19 protein-coding genes are annotated in these 20,405 nt (G+C 69.7%); 13 read left to right on the top strand and 6 right to left on the bottom strand.

Annotation, left to right across the window (positions count from 1 at the left end):
- Nucleotides 1-35: 35 nt before the first annotated feature.
- Together ACWEMY_RS27515 and ACWEMY_RS27510 are read right to left on the bottom strand one after the other, a co-directional pair.
- Nucleotides 36-881: an alpha/beta fold hydrolase gene (locus tag ACWEMY_RS27515; RefSeq protein ID WP_452392363.1), complete on the bottom strand. Its 846-nt coding sequence runs from the start codon at nt 879-881 to the stop codon at nt 36-38.
- Nucleotides 878-1,303 carry a helix-turn-helix domain-containing protein gene (locus tag ACWEMY_RS27510; protein WP_452392362.1) on the bottom strand — a complete coding sequence of 142 codons (426 nt, stop codon included), beginning with the start codon at nt 1,301-1,303 and terminating at the stop codon, nt 878-880. Before ACWEMY_RS27510 ends, ACWEMY_RS27515 begins: the two co-directional genes overlap by 4 nt.
- Nucleotides 1,304-1,523: 220 nt before the next feature.
- Here ACWEMY_RS27510 and mshC point away from each other — a divergent pair, with 220 nt between their 5' ends.
- From mshC to ACWEMY_RS27480, 6 genes are all read left to right on the top strand, one after another.
- Entirely contained in the window at nt 1,524-2,762 is a 1,239-nt protein-coding gene (gene mshC, locus ACWEMY_RS27505; protein ID WP_452392361.1) for a cysteine--1-D-myo-inosityl 2-amino-2-deoxy-alpha-D-glucopyranoside ligase, read from the top strand.
- Between the two features lie 152 nt (nt 2,763-2,914).
- Nucleotides 2,915-5,368 carry a heavy metal translocating P-type ATPase gene (locus ACWEMY_RS27500; RefSeq protein WP_452392360.1) on the top strand — a complete coding sequence of 818 codons (2,454 nt, stop codon included), beginning with the start codon at nt 2,915-2,917 and terminating at the stop codon, nt 5,366-5,368.
- 18 nt (nt 5,369-5,386) lie between these two features.
- Nucleotides 5,387-6,088 (top strand): dienelactone hydrolase family protein, encoded by a 702-nt coding sequence (locus tag ACWEMY_RS27495; RefSeq protein WP_452392359.1) that lies wholly within the window; start codon nt 5,387-5,389, stop codon nt 6,086-6,088.
- A gap of 87 nt (nt 6,089-6,175) precedes the next feature.
- Nucleotides 6,176-6,964 (top strand): universal stress protein, encoded by a 789-nt coding sequence (locus tag ACWEMY_RS27490; protein WP_452392358.1) that lies wholly within the window; start codon nt 6,176-6,178, stop codon nt 6,962-6,964.
- Between the two features lie 112 nt (nt 6,965-7,076).
- Nucleotides 7,077-8,495 (top strand): hypothetical protein, encoded by a 1,419-nt coding sequence (locus tag ACWEMY_RS27485; protein WP_452392357.1) that lies wholly within the window; start codon nt 7,077-7,079, stop codon nt 8,493-8,495.
- Between the two features lie 2 nt (nt 8,496-8,497).
- Nucleotides 8,498-9,328 (top strand): Abi-alpha family protein, encoded by an 831-nt coding sequence (locus ACWEMY_RS27480; protein WP_452392356.1) that lies wholly within the window; start codon nt 8,498-8,500, stop codon nt 9,326-9,328.
- On the opposite strand, the gene ACWEMY_RS27475 is transcribed toward ACWEMY_RS27480, so the two are convergent.
- Both ACWEMY_RS27475 and ACWEMY_RS27470 read right to left on the bottom strand, forming a co-directional pair.
- On the bottom strand, nt 9,329-9,985 hold the full coding sequence (locus ACWEMY_RS27475) for an enoyl-CoA hydratase-related protein (protein WP_452392355.1): 657 nt from the start codon (nt 9,983-9,985) through the stop codon (nt 9,329-9,331).
- 10 nt (nt 9,986-9,995) lie between these two features.
- Nucleotides 9,996-10,604 carry a TetR family transcriptional regulator gene (locus ACWEMY_RS27470; protein WP_452392354.1) on the bottom strand — a complete coding sequence of 203 codons (609 nt, stop codon included), beginning with the start codon at nt 10,602-10,604 and terminating at the stop codon, nt 9,996-9,998.
- A 214-nt stretch (nt 10,605-10,818) separates the two neighbouring features.
- On the opposite strand from ACWEMY_RS27470, the gene ACWEMY_RS27465 reads away from it, so the two are divergent.
- The gene (locus ACWEMY_RS27465; protein WP_375927519.1) at nt 10,819-11,367 is read left to right on the top strand and encodes a TetR/AcrR family transcriptional regulator; all 549 of its coding nucleotides are present in this window, start codon (nt 10,819-10,821) and stop codon (nt 11,365-11,367) included.
- Nucleotide 11,368: 1 nt separating this feature from the next.
- Here ACWEMY_RS27465 and ACWEMY_RS27460 read toward each other — a convergent pair whose 3' ends face one another.
- A complete protein-coding gene (locus tag ACWEMY_RS27460) occupies nt 11,369-13,222 on the bottom strand; it encodes a Na+/H+ antiporter (protein WP_375927517.1) in 1,854 nt (617 codons plus the stop codon).
- A 60-nt stretch (nt 13,223-13,282) separates the two neighbouring features.
- Complete coding sequence (locus ACWEMY_RS27455) at nt 13,283-14,038, bottom strand: histidine phosphatase family protein (protein WP_452392353.1); 756 nt, start codon at nt 14,036-14,038, stop codon at nt 13,283-13,285.
- A 116-nt stretch (nt 14,039-14,154) separates the two neighbouring features.
- Here ACWEMY_RS27455 and ACWEMY_RS27450 point away from each other — a divergent pair, with 116 nt between their 5' ends.
- The 6 genes from ACWEMY_RS27450 (at nt 14,155) to ACWEMY_RS27425 (ending at nt 20,208) form a co-directional block, all read left to right on the top strand.
- Nucleotides 14,155-14,862: a DsbA family oxidoreductase gene (locus ACWEMY_RS27450; RefSeq protein ID WP_452392352.1), complete on the top strand. Its 708-nt coding sequence runs from the start codon at nt 14,155-14,157 to the stop codon at nt 14,860-14,862.
- A gap of 92 nt (nt 14,863-14,954) precedes the next feature.
- Nucleotides 14,955-15,995 (top strand): NAD(P)-dependent alcohol dehydrogenase, encoded by a 1,041-nt coding sequence (locus ACWEMY_RS27445; RefSeq protein WP_452392351.1) that lies wholly within the window; start codon nt 14,955-14,957, stop codon nt 15,993-15,995.
- A 61-nt stretch (nt 15,996-16,056) separates the two neighbouring features.
- The gene (locus tag ACWEMY_RS27440; RefSeq protein WP_452392350.1) at nt 16,057-16,839 is read left to right on the top strand and encodes a DUF1460 domain-containing protein; all 783 of its coding nucleotides are present in this window, start codon (nt 16,057-16,059) and stop codon (nt 16,837-16,839) included.
- 73 nt (nt 16,840-16,912) lie between these two features.
- Nucleotides 16,913-17,344, top strand: coding sequence for a helix-turn-helix transcriptional regulator (locus ACWEMY_RS27435; protein ID WP_375935181.1), 432 nt, complete (start codon nt 16,913-16,915; stop codon nt 17,342-17,344).
- Between the two features lie 10 nt (nt 17,345-17,354).
- Nucleotides 17,355-17,765 (top strand): VOC family protein, encoded by a 411-nt coding sequence (locus tag ACWEMY_RS27430; RefSeq protein ID WP_452392349.1) that lies wholly within the window; start codon nt 17,355-17,357, stop codon nt 17,763-17,765.
- Between the two features lie 55 nt (nt 17,766-17,820).
- A complete protein-coding gene (locus ACWEMY_RS27425) occupies nt 17,821-20,208 on the top strand; it encodes an ATP-binding cassette domain-containing protein (RefSeq protein ID WP_452392348.1) in 2,388 nt (795 codons plus the stop codon).
- The last annotated feature ends 197 nt before the right edge of the window (nt 20,209-20,405 follow it).

Here is a 20,405-nt window from a genome sequence, read left to right as displayed (position 1 = left end):
GTGTCGCCGCTCCCGACGCGCGGCGACACCTCGCGTTATTTTTTGCGCAGGAAGCTCCGGATGGTGGTGGTCTGTCCGAGGACGGCGTGCCCGACGCCGGGCAGGACGTGTATTTCCGCGCGGGGGAAGTTCGCGCGGGCCAGTTCGGCGGTGCGCGCCGAGTCGAAGAGGGCGTCTTTCTCGCCGACGATTATCAGGACCGGGATGTCCACCGTGGAGAGTTGCTCCGGATGGAATCGGGGGAGTCTGCCCGAGCGCGCCGAGAAATTGGTGAAGACCAGTTCGACGTCGTCGAGGATCTCCTCGACCGCCGGGCCGTCACCGAGCCCCAGGCCGGTGCGGGCGGCGTCGCGGACGCTGTAGCGGCCGAGCAGACGCAGCGGGATCGCCTTCACCAGCCATCCGTAGCGGTGCGCGCCCAGCCCGCCGGGGCACAGTAGCCCCAGGCGCCGGACCCGGCCGGGTCTGCGCAGGACGAAGTCCAGGGCCGTCCAGCCGCCCAGGGACATGCCGACCAGGTCCACGGTGTCGAGACCGAGACCGTCGAGGACTTCACCGAGCCATCGCGCGGTCGCGTCGCTGTCCAGTGGCAGTCGGGTGGGGGCGCTGAATCCGGGTTCGCCGGGGAGATCGATGGCGTGGACGCGGAAGTGGGCGGCCCAGTCGGTGATGTCGCCGCGCCAGGCGGCGGCGTTGGCGCCGGAGCCGTGCAGCAGGACCAGGGGTGGGGCGTCGACGGGTCCGCAGGTCAGCACGAAGGTCTCGCCCGCGCCGGTGGGCAGGCGGAGTTCGTCGTGGGGGACGGGCCAGGCGTCGAGGTGGGCGCGGTAGCGCTGTTCGACGGCGTGGCGTCCTGCCTGGGTGCGGTAGGGGGCGGTCACGAGCTGAGGATTCCTTCGATGTAGTCGAGCAGGCGGGCGGTGTCGGCGAGGCCGCCGAGCACGATGACCTTCATGCGTGCCCGGTCGGGGTCGTAGCCGGTGTCCACGCGCAGGGCGCGGCCGCCGGGGCCGCGGGTGGTCGCGGTGGCGGTGAGCAGGGTGCTGACGCGGTCGGCGGTGGCGCGGTCGATGTCGTCGATCTCCACGACGCAGGTGGTCTCGGCGTGGCTGCCGGTGGCGGCCGGTGGGGGTGCGCTGATCGGGAGTCCGGTGAAGGTCTCGAGGTCGTCGTGGGTGATGCGGTACTGCTTGCCGATGCGGGCCGCGGGGAGTTTGCCGTCGCGCACATAGCCGCGCACGGTGCGCACGTGGAGGCCGAGCAGGTCGGCGACCTGGTCCACCGAGTACAGACGTTCAGTCATGAAACAACCCTAAACGAACGTACTTATAGGTATCAATAGGGAAGTTTGAGAAAATAGCGCCCAGCATGGCCGGGACGAGCGGTTCTGCCTGAACACAACCCTTGACGGGCCGGGCCGAACACGTTTGTGTGCAGGTAGCGGGCCGCGTTCCCACCCCGCCGGTTACCGCATGACCCGGCCCGCACGGCGGTCGCCACAGCCGGGGATCTACCCTCGAATCATGCAGTCCTGGTCCGATATCGCCCTACCGACAGTCCCCGGAACAGGGCCGCCGTTGCGGTTGTACGACACCGCCGATCGCCAGGTCCGCCCGGTCACCCCAGGCGCGACCGCGAAAATGTATGTCTGTGGCATCACCCCCTACGACGCCACCCACCTCGGTCACGCCGCGACCTATCTGACCTTCGACCTGGTCAACCGCCTGTGGCGCGACGCCGGGCACGACGTGCACTACGTGCAGAACGTCACCGATGTCGACGACCCGCTCTTCGAGCGCGCCGCCCGCGACGGTGTCGACTGGCGCGATCTGGGCAACTCCGAGATCGACCTGTTTCGCGAGGACATGACCGCCCTGCAGGTGCTGCCGCCGCGGCACTACATCGGCGCGATCGAGTCCGTGGACGAAGTGGTCGAGCTGGTGCAGAAACTGCTCACCGCGGGCGCGGCCTACACCGTCGAGGACGCCGAGTACCCCGACATCTACTTCCGCACCGACGCCACCGAACAGTTCGGCTACGAGTCCGGCTACGACCGCGCCACCATGGACACCCTGTTCGCCGAGCGCGGCGGCGACCCCGACCGCCCCGGCAAGCGCGACACCATCGACGCGCTGCTGTGGCGGTCCGCGCGCCCGGGCGAACCGTCGTGGCCCGCCCCGTTCGGCGAAGGACGCCCCGGCTGGCACATCGAGTGTGCGGCGATCGCGCTCAACCGCATCGGCACCGAGTTCGACATCCAGGGTGGCGGCTCGGACCTGATCTACCCGCACCACGAGTACTCCGCCGCGCACGCCGAGGCGATCACCGGCGCGCGCCGCTTCGCCCGCCACTACGTGCACGCCGGGCTGATCGGGCTCGACGGCGAGAAGATGTCGAAGTCCAAAGGCAATCTGGTGCTGGTGTCCAAGCTGCGCCGTTCCGGGGTCGACCCGGCCGCGATCCGCGCCGGGCTCTTCGCCGGGCACTACCGGCAGGACCGGATGTGGACCGACGAGGTGCTGGCCACCGCGCAGACCCGCCTGGCCCGCTGGCGTGAGGCGGTCTCGCTGACCGCGGGTCCCTCGGCGGCCGACACCGTGGCCCGGCTGCGTCAGCACCTGGCCGACGACCTGGACACCCCGAAGGCCCTCGACGCGGTCGACAACTGGGCCGAACAGGCCCTCGCCTACGGCGGCGCCGACACCGAGGCGCCGGCGCTGGTCCGCACCGCCGTCGACGCGCTGCTCGGCATCGCGCTGTGATCCGGTCTTCGCGCGTCACCGCGAGATAGCCCGGGCTGACCCCGGCCTGCCCGGCACGCCCGTGACCAGCCTCGATCCGAGATCATCGCCCGGTACCCTCGCGGTGAGGCGCCCGGCGCTGTCGCGCGCCCGACCGGCGATGGGAGCGGCGCATGGGCGAACGGGATGCACCGGCCACCACGGTGCTGCATGTCGGTGGCCAGCTGCGGCCCAGTTCCCGGCGGGTGCTGACCGCCGGGCTGCGGCATCGTCCCGGTGTTCTCGCGGTCGAAGCGAACCCGGTCGCCCAGACCGCCACGGTCACCTACGATCCCGCCCGGACCTCGGTCACCGAGTTGCGCACCTGGATCCGTGACTGTGGCTACCACTGTGCAGGCCGCTCGGTCCCGGCCCACCTCTGCGACCCGGTGAGCGAGCCGTCGCCAGCTCCCACCGCGGCGGGCGAGCAACCGCACCTCCAGCACCGTGGCACGGCCACCAGCAGCGCCGATCCGGCCGTGCCGCGGCGCGGACCCTCCGCACCCTCGCAGCAGTCGCCGGACGGCTCGTCGGCACACGCCGCATCCGCGAGCCACGCCGGGACCGGGCACGACGCGATGGCGCACGGCCACGCGTCGATGTCGATGGACTCCATGGCCCGCGATATGCGCAACCGTTTCCTGGTCGCGCTCGTGTTCTCCACGCTGGTGATGCTGTGGTCGCCGATGGCCACCCACATGCTCGGCCTGCATCTGCCCGTCCCGTTCGGGCTGCGGGCCGATGTGTGGATGCTGCTGCTGAGCCTGCCGGTGATCGGCTATTCCTCGACGGTGTTCTTCACCGGCGCGATCCGGGCGTTGCGGGCACACACCCTGGACATGATGGTGCTGGTCTCGGTCGGTATCGGCACCGGCTGGCTGTATTCGCTGGTGGTGACGCTGACTGGCGGCGGGGAGGTGTTCTACGAGGCCGCCACGATGCTGGCGACCTTCGTGCTGCTGGGGCACTGGTTCGAGATGCGGGCGCGCAGCGGTGCCGGGGACGCGGTGACGAGCCTGCTGGATCTGTCACCGCCGAAGGCGGTGGTGGTGCGGGACGGGTCCGAGGTGGAGATCCCGACCGCCGAGGTCGCCGTCGGGGATGTGCTGGTGGTGCGGCCGGGGGCCAAGATCGCGGTCGACGGGACGGTGCTGGAGGGCTCCGGTGATGTCGACGAGTCGATGGTCACCGGGGAGAGCCTGCCGGTGCACAAGCAGCCCGGTTCGGCGGTGATCGGCGCGACCATCAACACCACCGGCAGTCTGCGGGTGCGGGCGACGAAGGTCGGGTCCGACACCGCGCTGGCCCAGATCGTGGAGCTGGTGCAGCAGGCCCAGAATTCGAAGGCGCCGGGGCAGCGGCTGGCCGACCGAGCCGCGTTCTGGCTGACCCTGGTCGCGCTGCTCGGCAGTGTGGCCACGCTGGTGGTGTGGCTGCTGGTGGGGGCGTCGCTGAGCGAGGCGGTGCTGTTCGCGATCACGGTCGTGGTGGTGACCTGCCCGGACGCGTTGGGGCTGGCGACACCGACGGCGATCATGGTCGGCACCGGGCTGGGTGCGAAACGCGGCGTGCTGTTCAAGAACGCGACGGCGCTGGAATCCGCGGCCCGCATCGATGTGGTGGTGCTGGACAAGACCGGCACCCTGACCCAGGGCGCCCCGGAGGTGACGGCGGTGGTCACCGCGCCCGGCGCCGATACCGGTCGGGTGCTGGCGTTGGCGGCGGCGGTGGAACGCGAGTCCGAGCATCCACTGGCCGAGGCGGTCGTCGCGTACGCGAAAGAGCAGGGCGCGCCGGAGTTGTCGGCGCGGGATTTCCGGAATGTGCCGGGGCGGGGTGCGACGGCCACCGTGGACGGGCAGCGGGTGCTGATCGGCAATCGTGGCCTGCTCGACGACGAGCATGTCGAACTGGGTGAACTGGCACGGCGGCGCGAGGAGCTGGCCGCGGCCGGGCACACCGCGGTGCTGGTGGCCGTCGACGGTTCCGCGGCGGCGGTGATCGCGCTGGCCGACGCGCCGCGTCCCAGTTCCGCCGCCGCCGTGGCCGCCCTGCACGAGCTGGGGGTCGGTGTCGTCATGCTGACCGGCGACAACCGGGCCACCGCCGAGCGCATCGCCGCCGATCTGGGCATCGACACCGTGATCGCCGAGGTGCTGCCCGGCGACAAGGCCGACCGGGTCGCCGAGCTGCAACGCTCCGGCAAGAAGGTGGCGATGGTCGGTGACGGGGTCAACGACGCGCCCGCGCTGGCGAGCGCCGATCTGGGGATCGCGATCGGGGCGGGCACCGATGTGGCCATTCAGACCGCCGATGTGGTGTTGATGCGCTCGGACCCGTTCACGGTGTCGACCGCGCTGCGGATCGGGCGCGGCACGGTGCGCAAGGAGCGCCAGAATCTGGGCTGGGCGGTGGGCTACAACGGGATCGCCCTGCCGATCGCGGCCGGGGTGTTCGCGCCGTGGGGGTTGACGATGCGTCCGGAGATCGCGGCCATGGCGATGTCGGGGTCGAGCCTGATCGTGGCACTGAATGCCCTGCATCTGAAACGGCTTTCGCTGCCCGAACCGCCGCCGCGCGAGCGGTGAGGGTTCTACATTCGGGAGATGGACACGATCGAGATCGAGACGCCGGCGGGCACGAGGCTCGAAGCACTGGTGGCCCGGCCGGCGGGGGACGGGCCGTGGCCCGGTGTGGTGGTGTTGCACGACGCGCTGGGGGTGACCGACGATCTGCGCCGTCAGGTCGAGATCGTCACCGCGGCCGGGTATGTGGTGATCGCCCCGAACCTGTACAGCCGGGGCCGGGCGCGCTGCATCCAGCAGGCGTTCCGGGCGATCATCTTCACCGGCACCGGTCCCGCGGTGGCCGAGATCCTGGCCGCGCGTGACCATCTGGCCGCCGACCCGGACTGCACCGGCCGGATCGGGGTGCTCGGGTTCTGCATGGGTGGCGGGTTCGCGTTGCTGACCGCACCGCAGGGTTTCCAGGCCGCGGCCCCGTTCTACGGCAGTCTCTACGGTGACTACAAGGCCCTGCTCGACGGCGCGTGCCCGGTGGTTGCCAGCTACGGCGGGCGGGACCCGGCGTTGATCGGGGCACCGGCGAAACTGGAGGCGGCGCTCACGGCGGGCGGGGTCGAACACGATATCAAGACCTACCCGAAGGTCACGCACGGTTTCGCCAATGTCTTCCCCGGTAATCCGGTGCTGGAACGGGTCGGGATCGGCTATGACGCCGAGGCCACCGGCGACGCCTGGCAGCGGGTGTTCGCCTTCTTCGACCGGCATCTGCGCGATCCCGGCTGACCACGCGCAGCCGATTGCCGGGAGTGTGCCGGATCTATACTGTGGGCCAACAGCGCGACTGACCTGCCGTCGATCGGAGAGCGACACATGGGGTGCTATCGGCGCATCGTGGTGGGAACCGACGGTTCGGAGACCGGGCAGACGGCCGTGACGGTGGCCGGGGAGCTGGCCACCCGGCTGGTGGTCGGGGTGTGCGTGGTGGCGGTGTGGAAGGAGGCCACACTCAAGGCGGGCACCGATCTCGCGTGGGCCGAGCAGGTCACCGCCGAGGCCGCCGAGGCGCTGACGGCGGCGGGAGTGGTCGAGGTGGAGCGGGTCGAACGGGACGGGACGGCCGGGCCGGTGTTGCTCGAGGAGGCCGCGCGCGAGCCCGGCACGCTGCTGGTGGTCGGGGGCGGCGGGCTGGGCAGTTCCAAGGCGCGGTTGCGGGGGTCGACGTCGAATCACGTGTCCCACCACAGCGACACCGATGTGGTGTTCACCCACAAGATCCCCAAGCGCTGGACGACGGTCGGGTTGACCACCGACGGGTCGGAGAGTTCGCTGACGGCGGTGCGCCGCGGCTACGAGGTGGCGTTGGCGCTGGGGGCGCGCCCGTTCCTGGTGACCTCGGCCAAGACCGACGAGGACGGCGCGACCACGCTGATCGAGGTGGAGGGCCAGCTCGCGGTCGGTGATCCGGAACTGTTCGGGCGTGATGTGCTCACCGGGGTGCCCGCGGCCGAGGCGATCTGCAACGCGGCCTGGAAATACGATCTGGTGGTGATCGGCAACCGGGGGATGAGCGGTCCGGCCCGGCTGCTGGGGTCGGTGGCCAACAAGGTCACCCACGACATCGACACCAATCTGCTGCTGATCAACACCACCCACGGGTAGCGAGTTAGCTCCGGTTTAGCGGGGAACCGGACAACTTGCCCGATCCGGCCTGATCGGTCACCTATGATGGCCTGCACGCGCGTTGTTCGGAACACGACGGAGTGGACGCCGGATGAATGCTGGGATCGAAGCGGCGGGGTTCTTCGGCCGGCTGGACTGGGAGCAGACGACCGGGCTGTCGAAGTTCTGGGTCGACATGATCAGCATCCCGATCTTCAGCGCGATGGCAGGGCTGATCACCAACTGGACCGGCGTGATCATGTTGTTCGCGCCCGTGCGGTTCACCGGCTTCTATGTGCCCGGACTCAAGACGCTGTTCCCGTTGCTGCCGCGCAAGGTGCAGATCCTGCCGACCTTCGCCCCGGGCGGCATTCTGGGGTTCCAGGGGTTCATTCCGGCGCGCGCGGAGAAGATGGCCAGCCTGATGGTCGACAATGCCGTGGCCAAGATCGGCACCGCCAAGGATTTCTTCGATCAGATGGATCCGCGCAAGATCTCCGCGCAGGTCGCGCGGGTGGCGTTGCCGAACGCGCGGTCGATGGTGGATCAGATCATGGTCGCCGAGCATCCGAAACTGTGGGCCGACATGCCGCCGCGCGCCAGGGAGGCGGTGTACACGCGGGTGGAGTCGGAGCTGCCTGCGATCACCGATCGCGCGTTCGACTTCATCGGCGCCAATATCGATCAGCTGCTGGATGTGAAGCTGATGGTCGTCGGGTATCTGCGGCGGCGTCCGGAGCTGCTCAAGGACGTCATCTACGGGCTGGGTGCCCCGGAGTTGCGGTTCATGACCCGCAGTGGCGTGTTGGGGTTCCCGTTCGGGGTGGTGGTGGCGCTGTGGTTGTCGCTGCTGCACTACAGCACCCCGCACGGCGACACTCCGGCGCTGATCTCGCTGCCGGGCTGGCTCTACGACATCCTGCATTTCCTGCCCGCCTGGCTGTGGGTGCTCGTCGGGGCGTCGGTGGTGGGGGTGCTGGTCAATGTCATCGCCATCAAGGTGGTGTTCGAGCCCGCGGTGCCGCAGCCGCGTTACAAATATCCGTGGCGGGTGGCGAAATTCGCGAAACGTCAGCATCAGGCCGCCGCCGATCTCGGGCACGCCATCGGCTATCAGATCGTCACCCTCGACGTGGTCACCGAGCAGCTGCTCGACGGGCCCAGCGGCGACAAGACGCGCGCGGTGATCGCGCACTTCCTCAAGGCCGAGATCGACCGGGTGCTCGGCCCGTTGCGGTCGGTGACGCGACTGGCGGTGGGGCCCAAGCAGTTCGACGCCATCCAGGCCACCGCGGGGGCGAATCTGGCGACCGAGATGAAGCCGTGGCTGGTCGAGGACGTCGAGTTCTCGCAGACCACCGCGGCCAGTGTGGACCGGCTGGCCACCGAGAAGCTGCGCGAGCTGCCGCCCGAGGAGTTCGTCGAAATGCTCTACACCGCCATCGAACAGGACGCCTGGCTGCTCTACGCGCACGGCGGCGCGCTTGGGGTGCTCGTCGGCGCCCTGCATCTGCTGGTCTTCGGAGTGTGATCATGGACGACAACCTGCCCGACAAGCCCGAGCAGCAGGCGATCCCGACCGATCTGGTGGGGTTGGCGCGGCTGGCCGGGTTGTCGGTGCGTCAGATCGTCGGCGCGGTCACCTCCGGTGCCCTGCACTCGGCGCTGGAGCTGGCCGAGGACATCCGCGCCGGGGAACCGATGTCGCAGATCCTCGACGAGCGGGTCGAGTCGTTGCGCCGGATCGCGTTGAGCGCGTTGGGCCTGACCGGTACCGCGACCGGCCTCTACGGCCCGCCCGATCCGGTCGCCGAGGATCTGCGCGCGATGGGCGACGCGATGATCACCGAGGGCTGGGATTCCGCGCAGCAGCCCCGCGATCTGCATCCCTCGTTCGTGCCGATCCTGCACGACCTGACCCCCGACGAGGCCCGGATTCTGCGGTTCCTGGCGGTGGCGGGCCCGCAACCGGCGATCGACATCCGCACCAAGACGCCGTTCGGGATCGGGTCGCAGCGCCTGGCCGACGGCATCACCATGATCGCCTACATGGCCGGGTGTGCCATTCCCGAACGCGACCACCACTATCTGGGCAACCTGAGCAGGCTCGGGCTGGTGCGGTTCTCCACCGAACCGGTCGCCGACTTCCGCCGCTACGCCTTCCTGGAGGCGCAGCCGGCCGCGCAGGCCGCCTACAAGTCGGTGAAGATGCGCGCGATCAGTTCCTATCGCAGCATCTATCTGTCGGTGTTCGGCAAACAGTTCTGCGAGGCGTGTTTCGTGCTCGACGACTACACCGGGGGCGGCTGGGCAGGCGATGATCGCGGTGACATCTACCTGGGTAAGGGCCCCCGGTTGCCGTGATCAGTCCTTGCCGCGCAACGCGTCGAGCACGTCGGCGAACATCACCGATTTGATCGCGGTCATCGTCGGCTGGTCCTTGGCGCCGATCGGGGCCAGCAGGGCCAGGGCGGTGTCGAGGACTTCGGCCTCGGGGGCGGTGGCGTCGACCAGGTCGACCGAGAGCGCGGTGCCCGCGTCGTAGCGGCGGCCGGTGGTCATGGCCGCGACCGCGGTCTTGGGTGGCACCTTGGCCTGGATGAGCGCGGCCATGCCGTTGGTGAACGGGATGCGGATGTCGGCTTCGGGGAAGCAGAAGTAGCCGCGGTCGGTGCGCATCACGCGATAGTCGTGGGCGATGGCCAGCATCGCGCCCGCGCCGAAGGCGTGGCCGTTGAGCGCGGCGGCGGTCGGCATCGGCAGGGTCAGCACGCGCCCGAACAGGGTGTGCACGGCTTCGACGTATTCGGTGGCGCGGTCGCCGTTGGCGGTGAGCCAGTCCAGGTCCAGGCCGTTGGAGTAGAACTTGCCGGTGGCGGTGGTGATCAGGGCGGCCGCGCCGTCGGCGACGACGGTGTCGAGGTGGGCGTGGATCTCGGTGAGGAAGTCGGGGGAGAAGCGGTTCTCGCCGTCGCCGAGGTCGAGCACGGCGATCGAATCGTGGTGGCGCAGGGTGGGCATGGGGTTCCTTTCAGCGGGGACCGTGTTCGAGCACGGCACGGACGGCGGCCCGCAGATGGGCGCGGGCCAGGGGATCGGTGAGCCGGTCGCGGCGCAGCAGCAGCGCGGTGGGCAGGTCGACCAGGCAGGCGGTGACGGTGGCGACCCCGCGTTTGTCGGCGCGGCCCCACAGGGCGCGGGCCAGGCGGGTGAGCACCGAGAGCAGGGCGGTGTCGGTGGCGGCGATCCGCTCGGCCAGTTCGGCGGGCAGTTCCTCGTCGAGCAGTTCGGCGCGGTCGACCACCAGCAGCAGGCGTGCGGAGTCGGGGTGGAGTTCGGCGAGCCGGGCCGGGGTCTCGGCGGCTTCGACCACCGCGGCGAGGCGGGTCTCGGGGTCGGTGGCGGCCAGGGCGGCGGTGACGGGTGCCGCTTGCAGGTCCAGGAAGCGGTGCGCGGCGCGTAACCAGGTGCGTGCCAGTACGTCTCGGCGCGAGCCGAAGCTGTGGTAGAGCGCGCCGTTGGACATGCCGGTGGCGGCGGCGACCGCGCGCACCGTCACCGCGGCGGGCCCGGAGCGGGCGGCGAAGGTCTCGGCGGCGTCCAGGACGGTCTCCGGGTCGTGGGTGCGCGGTCTCGGCATGAACAAAAGTTTACAGAGCGTGCGCTCTGTTATTCCATCCGGATCCACTTCGCACCGCCCTGTGCACGGATTATGTTCGCGCGCTTGCCATTTCAGAACGTCTCGCGGCGCGAGCGCCACAGCGTAGATTTCGTTACGCTCGCGCGGGGCAACGTTACGATGGGGTACTGTTCGCATTCTTCGGCCCTGCCCGCACGAACAGAACGGCATCGCGATGTCCCGAGTTGTCACCAAGGAGCAGTACTTCGACACCGCTGTGGCGGTGCTCGCCGAGTTCGGCTTCAAAGGACTCAACATCGGTGTGCTGTGCCGTCGCCTCGGGGTCACCAGCGGCTCGTTCTACCACCACTTCGGTTCCTGGCAGGGCTTCGTCGACACCCTGCTCGAACACTGGGAGAACCGGCAGATGATCGAGCTACGCACCCTCGACGTCGGGCAGGGCGACCCGGACGCCGACGTGCGCGCCATGTCGGCACTGGCGGGCGGGCTCGAACACGGCGCCGAGGCCGCGCTGCGCGCCTGGGCGGCCAACGACGAATCGGTGCACGTCACCGTCAAACGCGTCGACGAATCCCGGCGCCGCGCCGTGTTCCGGGTCATCGACGGCGTGGTCGGCGACGAGGCCACCTCCACGGTGGTCACCGAGGTGGGCATGGCGATGCTCATCGGCTACCAGCAGCTCGCCGCCACCGGCGAACCCACCGCCCTCGACGATCTGCTCGCCGAGTACGCCCGCCTGATCTACTCGCACCGCACAGCCTGATTCAGCCCAGCAGTTCGTCGACGTAGCACCAGCGCCACACCTCACCGGGTTCGACGCTGCGCATCACCGGATGCCCGGTCGAACGATGGTGCGCGGCGGCGTGATTGCCCGGCGAGGACTCACAGCAGCCGATGGTGCCGCACGCCGTGCACAGCCGCAGATGCACCCAGCTCAGCCCCGCGGCGACACAGTCCGCGCACACCAGCTCGCCCTCGGGTTCGCGCAGCAGCGGCGCCTGTTCCAGATGCGCGCAGCCGGCCGGTCCGGCACTGCCCAGCGGTTCGGGGCGTTGTTCGTCGTCGGCCTCGTCGAACCGGTCGATCATGGATTCCTCGAGGTCGAGCCGGGCCAGCACGTGCTGGAGGATGTCGTAGTCGACGCTGCCCGCGTCACGCACCCGCAGCACCGTGTCGCGTTCGGCGGCGAGCATGGCCAGGCGCAGCCGCCGGTATTCGGCCGTGGGCGTGGCCATTTCGGCCTCGGGGCGGCCCAGCCGTTCCCAGGCGGCGTTGGTGCGCCAGATCAGGCGCTGACGCAGCGATTCGACGACCTGGACCGGGGTGTCGGGACCGATGCGGCGGTCGAGTTCGGCCAGGCCCGCGGTGGCGGCCTGTTGCAGCAGTTCGGCTTTCACCAGCGCGTCCTCGGCGCGGGTCGGACCACGCAGCTTCAGCAGCCGCACCAGCCACGGCAGCGAGGTGCCCTGCACCAGCAGCGTGCCGCCGACCACCACCAGTGCCAGCAGTTTCAGCACCGGCAGCTGCGGGGTGGAGGCGGGCAGCAACAGCACCGCCGCCAAGGTCACCACACCGCGCATGCCCGCCCACGAGACCACCGCGGCGTGGCTCAACGGCTCGGTGGCGCGTCCGAACAGTCGCGCCACCAGCACCGGCGTACACACCCACACCGGGCGCGCCAGCATCACCGCGGCCAGCACCGCCAGCGCCGTGAGCACCAGCAGCTGCCGGTCCAGGCCGCTGTGCCAGGCGTCCTCGACGATCCAGCGCACCTGCAAACCGATGACCAGGAACACCGCGCTCTCCAGAATGAACTGCACGGTGCGCCAATTGGTGGTCTCGGCGACCCGGGAGGCCGCGCCCTGCCAGCGTTGCGCGCCGTGGCCCAGGATCATCCCGCACACCACCACCGCGATCACCCCGGAGGCGTGGAAGTGCTCGGCGGGCAGGTAGGCCACGAACGGGGCCAGCAGCGAGACCGAGGTGTCGAGCACCGGATCGCTGATGCGCCGGCGCACCACCACCAGCAGTGCCGCGACCGCCGCGCCGACCACGGCGCCACCGACCGCGGCCAGCAGGAAGTCCCCGCCGATCTGCCACACCGTCACCACTCCGGCCATCGCGGCGATGGCGCTGCGCAGCGACACCAGCGCGGTCGCGTCGTTGAACAGCGACTCGTCCTCGAGCACCGTGACGATGCTGCGCGGCATACCCGTACGGCGCGCGATCGCGGTGGCCGCCACCGCGTCCGGTGGCGCCACCACCGCGCCCAGGGCCACGGCCGCGGCGAAGGGCACCGGCAGCAGCAGCCACACCACCAGCGCCACCGCGAAGGTGCTGAACAACACCAGCCCCACCGACAGTGAGGCGATGGTGCGCAGGTTGTCCTTGAAGTCGACCAGGGAGGTGCGCAGCGCGGCGGTGTAGAGCAGCGGCGGCAACAGCCCCAGCAGCACCACCTCCGGTTCCAGATGCACCTGCGGCACCATCGGCACATAGGACGCGGCGACCCCGGCCAGGGTGAGCACCAGCGGTTCGGACACCCCGAAGCGGCGGGCCAGCGCTGCCAGCGCGGTCGCCGAACCGATCAGAACCACCAACCCGATCGCGATATCCACCCGCGCATTCTCGCACCCGACGACCATTCGGTCGGGGCACGTCACCTACCGCCGCGGGGGTCAGCCGGTTTGTGCGGTGTCGGTGAGGTGGTCGACCGAGCCCCAGACGCGCAGGGCGAGGCGGGGGCCTTCGCGGCGCCATTGCGAGACCGAGGCGTTGGGGACCGGTTCCAGCGAGTCCGGGACGGGGGCGCCGAGGCCGTCGAGGATGTAGCGCAGGGAGAGGACGACCGCGTCGTGGGACACCACGAGTACCTGTTCTCCAGCGGCGACGGTGTCGAGTTCGTCGAGGAAGCTACGGACCCGTAGTGCCACGTCGGCCAGTGATTCCCCGCCCGGCGGCCGGTAGACCCAGTTGCCGACCAGTTCGCGCCGTGCCGCTTCCTCGGGGGAGCGGCGTCGGATGGCCCGGTAGGGGTGTAGTTCGAAGATGCCCATCTCGCGGTCGCGCAGCCGTTCGTCGACCAGGGTGCGGATCGGGCGCAGGTGCCGGTCGCGGGTGACGGCGGCCTCGGCCATGAGCGCCCAGGTGAGCCGGGTGCGCAGGTAGGGGGAGCAGGCCACCAGGGTGGGGCGCTGGGCCGAGGACAGTCCGGCCAGCCAGTCGCCGAGACGGCGGGCCTGCCATTCGCCGTAGCCGGTCAGTTCGACGGCGGCGTCGGTGCCGCGCATGGGCCGGGATTCGGTGGCCGGGTCGGCGAACCAGGCGTTGGCCTGGCTCTGGGCGTGGCGCACCGCCCACAGTCCGGCCAGTGCGCGCGGCGCGGTCAGGCCCTCGGGCAGTGGTGTCCACCCGCGGCGGTGTTCGACGGTCATCGGTGGTCCTCGCTGGGAATACCGGCGTCGTCGCCGATGTTGCACCCACTATTTGAACGTATGTCCAGTTATGTTGCGGCGGACCCCGCCGACCGACACGCCGTCAGGAGGCTCGCTTGACCACCAGAGTAGAGATCTGGACCGACATCAACTGCCCGTTCTGTTACTTGGGCAAGGCCCGCTTCGACCAGGCGCTGGCCGGCTTCGAGCACCGTGACGACGTCGAGGTTGTCCACCGCTCCTTCGAACTCGACCCCACCCTGCCCGCCGACGAGTCCGGCCCGGTCATCCCACACATCGCCGCCAAATACGGCATCAGCGTCGAACAGGCCGCCGCCAACGAACGCGGCATCGGCGCCCAGGCCGCCGAACTCGGCCTGCCCTACCGCACCAGCGGCCGCGACTACGGCAACAGCTTCGACATGCACCGCCTGCTGCACTACGCCCTCGACCAGGACCGCCAGGGCGCACCGGTCGACGCCCTCTACGCCGCCAACTTCGCCGAGCAGGCACCGGTCTTCGCCGACACCGAACGCCTCGTCGCAGTCGCCGTGGGGGCCGGGCTCGACGAGACCGCCGTGCGCGCGGTGCTCGCCGACCCCGACGCCTACGCCGAGGCGGTCCGCCGCGACGAACGCCAGGCCGCCCAGCTCGGCGCCACCGGTGTCCCGTTCTTCGTGCTGGACAACAAGTACGCCGTCTCCGGCGCCCAGCCCACCGAGGTGTTCACCCAGGCACTGACCACCGCCTGGAACGACCGCCCGGCACCGGTCGTCGTGGCCGCCGACGACGCCACCTGCGGACCCGACGGCTGCGCGATCTGACCGGTCCCGCACGTTGACGCGCCCACACCCCGCTGCCAGGATCGATGGGGTTCGGTCTGTCCCGAGAGTCACCGTCGACGTGAGGGCCCACCATGAAGGCAGTCCAGTATCGAACCCCCGGCAGCGCACCGGAAGTCGTCACCGTTCCCGATCCGGAACCCGGCCCCGGTGAGATCCTGCTCCAGGTCGCGGCCGCCGGCGTCTGCCACTCCGATATCGCCGTGATGAGCATGCCCGGCGACCAGCTGCCCTTCCCACTGCCGTTGACCCTGGGCCACGAAGGCGCTGGCCGGGTCGCGGCACTGGGTGCCGGAGTCACCGGAGTCGAATTGGGGGAGATGATGGCGGTTTACGGGCCGTGGGGGTGCGGGTTGTGCCGTCAGTGTGCGCACGGGCAGGAGAACTACTGCCTGCGCGCCGCCGAACTCGGCATCTTCCCGCCCGGGCTCGGCGCGCCCGGCGCGATGGCCGAGTACATGATCGTCGACGACATCCGCCATCTCGTACCGTTGCGCGGGCTGGACCCGGTGCAGAACGTCTCACTCACCGACGCGGGCCTGACCCCCTATCACGCGATCAGCCTGTCGCTGCCCAAACTGGTGCCCGGCTCGACCACGGTCGTCATCGGCGCGGGCGGTCTCGGCCACGTCGCCATCCAGCTGCTGCGCGCGCTCACCGCCACCCGGATCATCGCGCTGGACCTCTCCGAGGAACGCCTGGAGCTGGCCCGCCGCGTCGGCGCCCACGAGACGGTGCTCTCCGACGAGCAGGCCCCCGACCGCATCAAATCCCTCACCGGCGGCGAAGGTGCCCAGGTGATCCTCGATTTCGTCGGCGCCCCACCCACGACCGCCATCGCGGCCGCGGCCGCCGGGGTCGACTCCGACATCACCGTCGTCGGGCTCGGTGGCGGCACCGTCGCCGTCGGATTCGGCTCGCTGCCCTACCAGACCACCGTCACCTCGCCCTACTGGGGCAGCCGCCGCGAACTGATCGAAGTGCTCGAACTGGCCCACCACGGCGCGGTCGACGTGCACGTGGAAACCTTCGGCATCGACGAAGCGCCGCTGGCCTACGAACGCCTGCACGCCGGGACGATCACCGGGCGCGCGGTCATCGTGCCCACCAGCTGATCCCGCGTCCGATACGGTGGAGCACGCTCGCACCGATCGACCGCTGCCTGCTGGAGGCGTCTTGCGCATCATCGTCCGGATCCTGGCCGTGCTGGCCGTCCTGCTCGGCGCCGCCGCACCGGCATTCGCCGCGCCCACGGTCGACGACACCACCGGCCGCAAGATCGACGAACTGCTCACCGTGCGCGCCGAGGCGGGCGCCCTGTCCCGCCCGGACCTGCTGGCCCGGCTCTCGGAGCGACTGCTGGGCACCCCCTACGGCGCGAACATGCTGATCGGATCGGCCACCGAGCCCGAACAACTCGTCATCGACCTGCGCCGCGTGGACTGCTTCACCTTCCTCGACTACATCGAAGCCGCCTCCCGCTCGGCCGACCGCGACCAGTTCGCCACCAACCTGGTGGCCACCCGCTACGTCGACAGCCGCGTCGAATTCGCCCAGCGCAAACACTTCTTCACCGACTGGGCCACCACCCGCCCCCTGGCCACCGACATCACCGCGAGCCTGAGCCCCGCCGCGGTCACGATCACCAAACACCTCAACGCCAAAGCCGACGGCACCACCTACCTGCCCGGCCTGCCCGTCACCGACCGCGCCGTCACCCACATCCCCGCCGCCGCCGTCGACCCGGACGTGGTGGCGGGCCTGCGCACCGGCGACTTCCTCGGCGCCTACACCCCCGAGTCCGGCCTCGACGTCACCCACGTCGGCCTCGTCGTGCAGACCGCGAACGGCCCGGTGTTCCGCAACGCCTCGTCCCTGGCGGAGTACCAGGTCGTCGACACCCCGCTCATCGACTACGTCCGCAGTGTCCCGGGCATCGTGGTCCTGCGTCCCGTGTGAGCATCCACCGCCACCGCACTCCCCGTGCCGGGTGAACTAGGCCGGGCGTGAGACGATCGTGCAGGTGACCAGCATGCCCGAACGCGCCCCCCACCTGCGCGAACTCGCTCTGCTGCGTCGTGTCCGGGACCGGATCGACCGCGAATACGCCCGGCCCCTCGATGTGGAGGCGCTCGCTCGCGGTGTGCACATGTCCGCCGGGCATCTGAGCCGTCGTTTCCGTGCCGCCTACGGTGAATCGCCCTACTCGTATCTGATGACCCGCCGGATCGAGCGCGCGATGGCGCTGCTGCGGCGCGGCGACCTGAGTGTCACCGAGGTGTGTTTCGAGGTCGGTTCGTCGTCGCTGGGCACCTTCAGCACCCGGTTCACCGAACTCGTCGGCGTGCCGCCCAGTGTCTACAAACAGCAGGCCGCCGCCACCGAGGGCATGCCATCGTGCGTGGTCAAGAAGGTGACCAGACCGATCAGGAATCGAGAAGCACCCGCATCGACCGATCACTAGCGTGGTCGACATGACCATCACCATCCACCAGAGCTACCTGCCCCACGACGACGCCGACGCCGCGCTGGCCTTCTACCGCGACAAGCTCGGCTTCGAGGTCCGCAACGATGTCGGCTACAACGGCCTGCGCTGGATCACCGTCGGCCCCGCAGACCAGCCCGACACCTCGATCGTGCTGACCCCGCCCGCCGCCGACCCCGGCATCACCGACGACGAACGCCGCGTCATCGCCGAGATGATGGCCAAAGGCACCTACGCCGGGGTCAACCTCGCCACCGACGACCTCGACGGCCTGTTCGAGAAGCTGCAGGCAGGCGACATCGACGTCGTACAGGAACCCACCGACCAGCCCTACGGCATCCGCGACTGCGCCTTCCGCGATCCCGCGGGCAACCTGATCCGTATTCAGCAGCTCGGATAGGTCAGACCCTGTCGATACGATCGAGCGGCGACGCCGACCATCCCGAGGGAGACCCATGAGCACGGCCAGGAAATCCGGCACCACAGCCACCGTGGAGCCCGCCGACAGCCACGACCTGATCCGGGTGCACGGCGCCCGCGTGAACAATCTGCGCGACATCAGCGTCGAGATCCCCAAGCGCAGGCTCACCGTGTTCACCGGCGTGTCCGGGTCGGGCAAGAGCTCGCTGGTCTTCGGCACCATCGCCGCCGAATCGCAGCGGCTGATCAACGAGACCTACAGCGCGTTCGTGCAAGGTTTCATGCCCAGTCAGGCTCGCCCCGACGTCGATGTCCTCGACGGGCTCACCACCGCCATCCTCGTCGACCAGTCCCGCCTGGGTGCCGACCCGCGCTCCACGGTCGGCACCGTCACCGACGCCAACGCCATGCTGCGCATCCTGTTCAGCCGCCTCGGTGACCCGCACATCGGCTCGTCGCAGGCGTTCTCGTTCAATGTGGCCTCCATCAGCGGCTCCGGCGCGGTCGCGGTGGAGAAGCACGGCGTCACCGTGAAGGAGCGGCGCAGCTTCTCGGTCACCGGCGGCATGTGTCCCACCTGTGAGGGCAAGGGCACCGTCAACGACATCGACCTCACCCAGCTCTACGACGAGAACAAGTCCCTCGACGAGGGCCCGTTCACCATCCCCGGCTACAGCATGGACGGCTGGATGGGCCGGATCTACAAGGGCAGCGGCTTCTTCGACCCGGCGAAACCGATCAAGAAGTACACCAAGAAACAGCTCGCCGACCTGCTCTACAAGGAACCGACCAAGATCAAGGTCGACGGTATCAACCTCACCTACGAGGGCCTGATCCCCAAGATCCGCAAATCCATGCTGTCCAAGGACGTCGAAGCCCTGCAACCGCATGTGCGGGCCTTCGTCGAACGCGCCGTCACTTTCGGCACCTGCCCCGACTGCGACGGCACCCGGCTCAGTGCCGAGGCCCGCTCGTCCAAGATCGACGGGATCAGCATCGCCGACGCGTGCGCCATGCAGATCACCGATCTGGCCGAATGGGTCAAGGGCGTCGAGGACCCGTCGGTGGCGCCGCTGCTGGAATCGTTGCGCCAGACCCTGGACTCGTTCGTCGAGATCGGCCTGGGCTACCTGTCGCTGTCGCGGCCCTCGGGCACCCTGTCCGGCGGTGAAGCCCAGCGCGTCAAGATGATCCGGCACCTGGGGTCCTCGCTCACCGACGTCACCTACGTCTTCGACGAACCCACCGCGGGCCTGCACCCGCACGACATCCAGCGCATGAACGAGCTGCTGCTGAGGCTGCGCGACAAGGGCAACACGGTGCTGGTGGTCGAGCACAAGCCCGAGACCATCGCCATCGCCGACCACATCGTCGACATCGGTCCCGCCGCGGGCTCCAAGGGCGGCACCATCTGCTTCGAGGGCAGCGTGGACGGGCTGCGCGCCAGCGGCACCGTCACCGGCCGCCACTTCGACGACCGGGCCGCGGTCAAGGACAGTGTGCGCACACCCGACGGCGCGTTGAAGATCCGTGGCGCCGTCGCCAACAACCTGCGCGAGGTCGACGTCGACATCCCGCTCGGGGTGCTCGTCGCGGTCACCGGTGTCGCCGGTTCGGGCAAGAGCTCGCTGGTGCACGGTTCCATCCCGCTCGACGAGGGTGTCATCTCCATCGACCAGGCCCCCATCAAGGGGTCCCGGCGCAGCAACCCGGCCACCTACACCGGCCTGCTCGACCACATCCGCAAAGCCTTCGCCAAGGCCACCGGCGCCAAACCGGCCCTGTTCAGCGCCAATTCCGAAGGCGCGTGCCCGAACTGCAACGGCGCGGGCGTCGTCTACACCGACCTGGCCATGATGGCCGGAGTCTCCACGGTGTGTGAAGTGTGTGAGGGCAAGCGATTCCAGGCCGACGTGCTCGAACTGAGATTCGCGGGCAAGAACATCAGCGAAGTGCTCGCCATGCCCGTCGACGAGGCCCGCGAATACTTCGGTGCGGGCGAGGCCCGCACCCCGGCCGCGCACAAGATCCTCACCCACCTCACCGAGGTCGGGCTCGGCTACCTGACGATCGGCCAGCCGCTGACCACCCTGTCCGGCGGTGAACGCCAGCGCCTGAAGCTGGCCACCCACATGTCCGACAAGGGCGGCACCTACATCCTCGACGAACCCACCACCGGCCTGCACCTGGCCGATGTCGAACAACTGCTGGGCCTGCTGGACCGGCTCGTCGACGCGGGCAAGTCCGTGATCGTCGTCGAACACCACCAGGCCGTGATGGCCCACGCCGACTGGATCATCGACCTGGGTCCCGGCGCGGGCCACGACGGCGGCAGCATCGTCTTCGAGGGCACCCCCGCCGAGCTGGTCGCCGCCCGTTCCACCCTCACCGGCCAGCACCTGGCCGACTACGTCGGCGCCTGAACACGCTGGTGTCCTCCGCCTGCCGGGGGGAGGACACCAGCACCGCTCACCCGCGCACGTGCAGCCCGAAACCGGTGCGGCCCACCGGCTCCAGGCCCGCTTTGAGCCGCAGTGACGGGATCTCGTAGTCGCCGAAGTTCTGCCGACGGAACGCGATCGGCTCGGTGGAGTCCACGGTGCGCAGCCGCTCGCGCCAC

Source organism: Nocardia sp. NPDC004415 (assembly GCF_053602435.1).
Note: the sequence above shows the minus strand (reverse complement) of the source record. Positions and strands in the feature narration are given on the sequence as shown.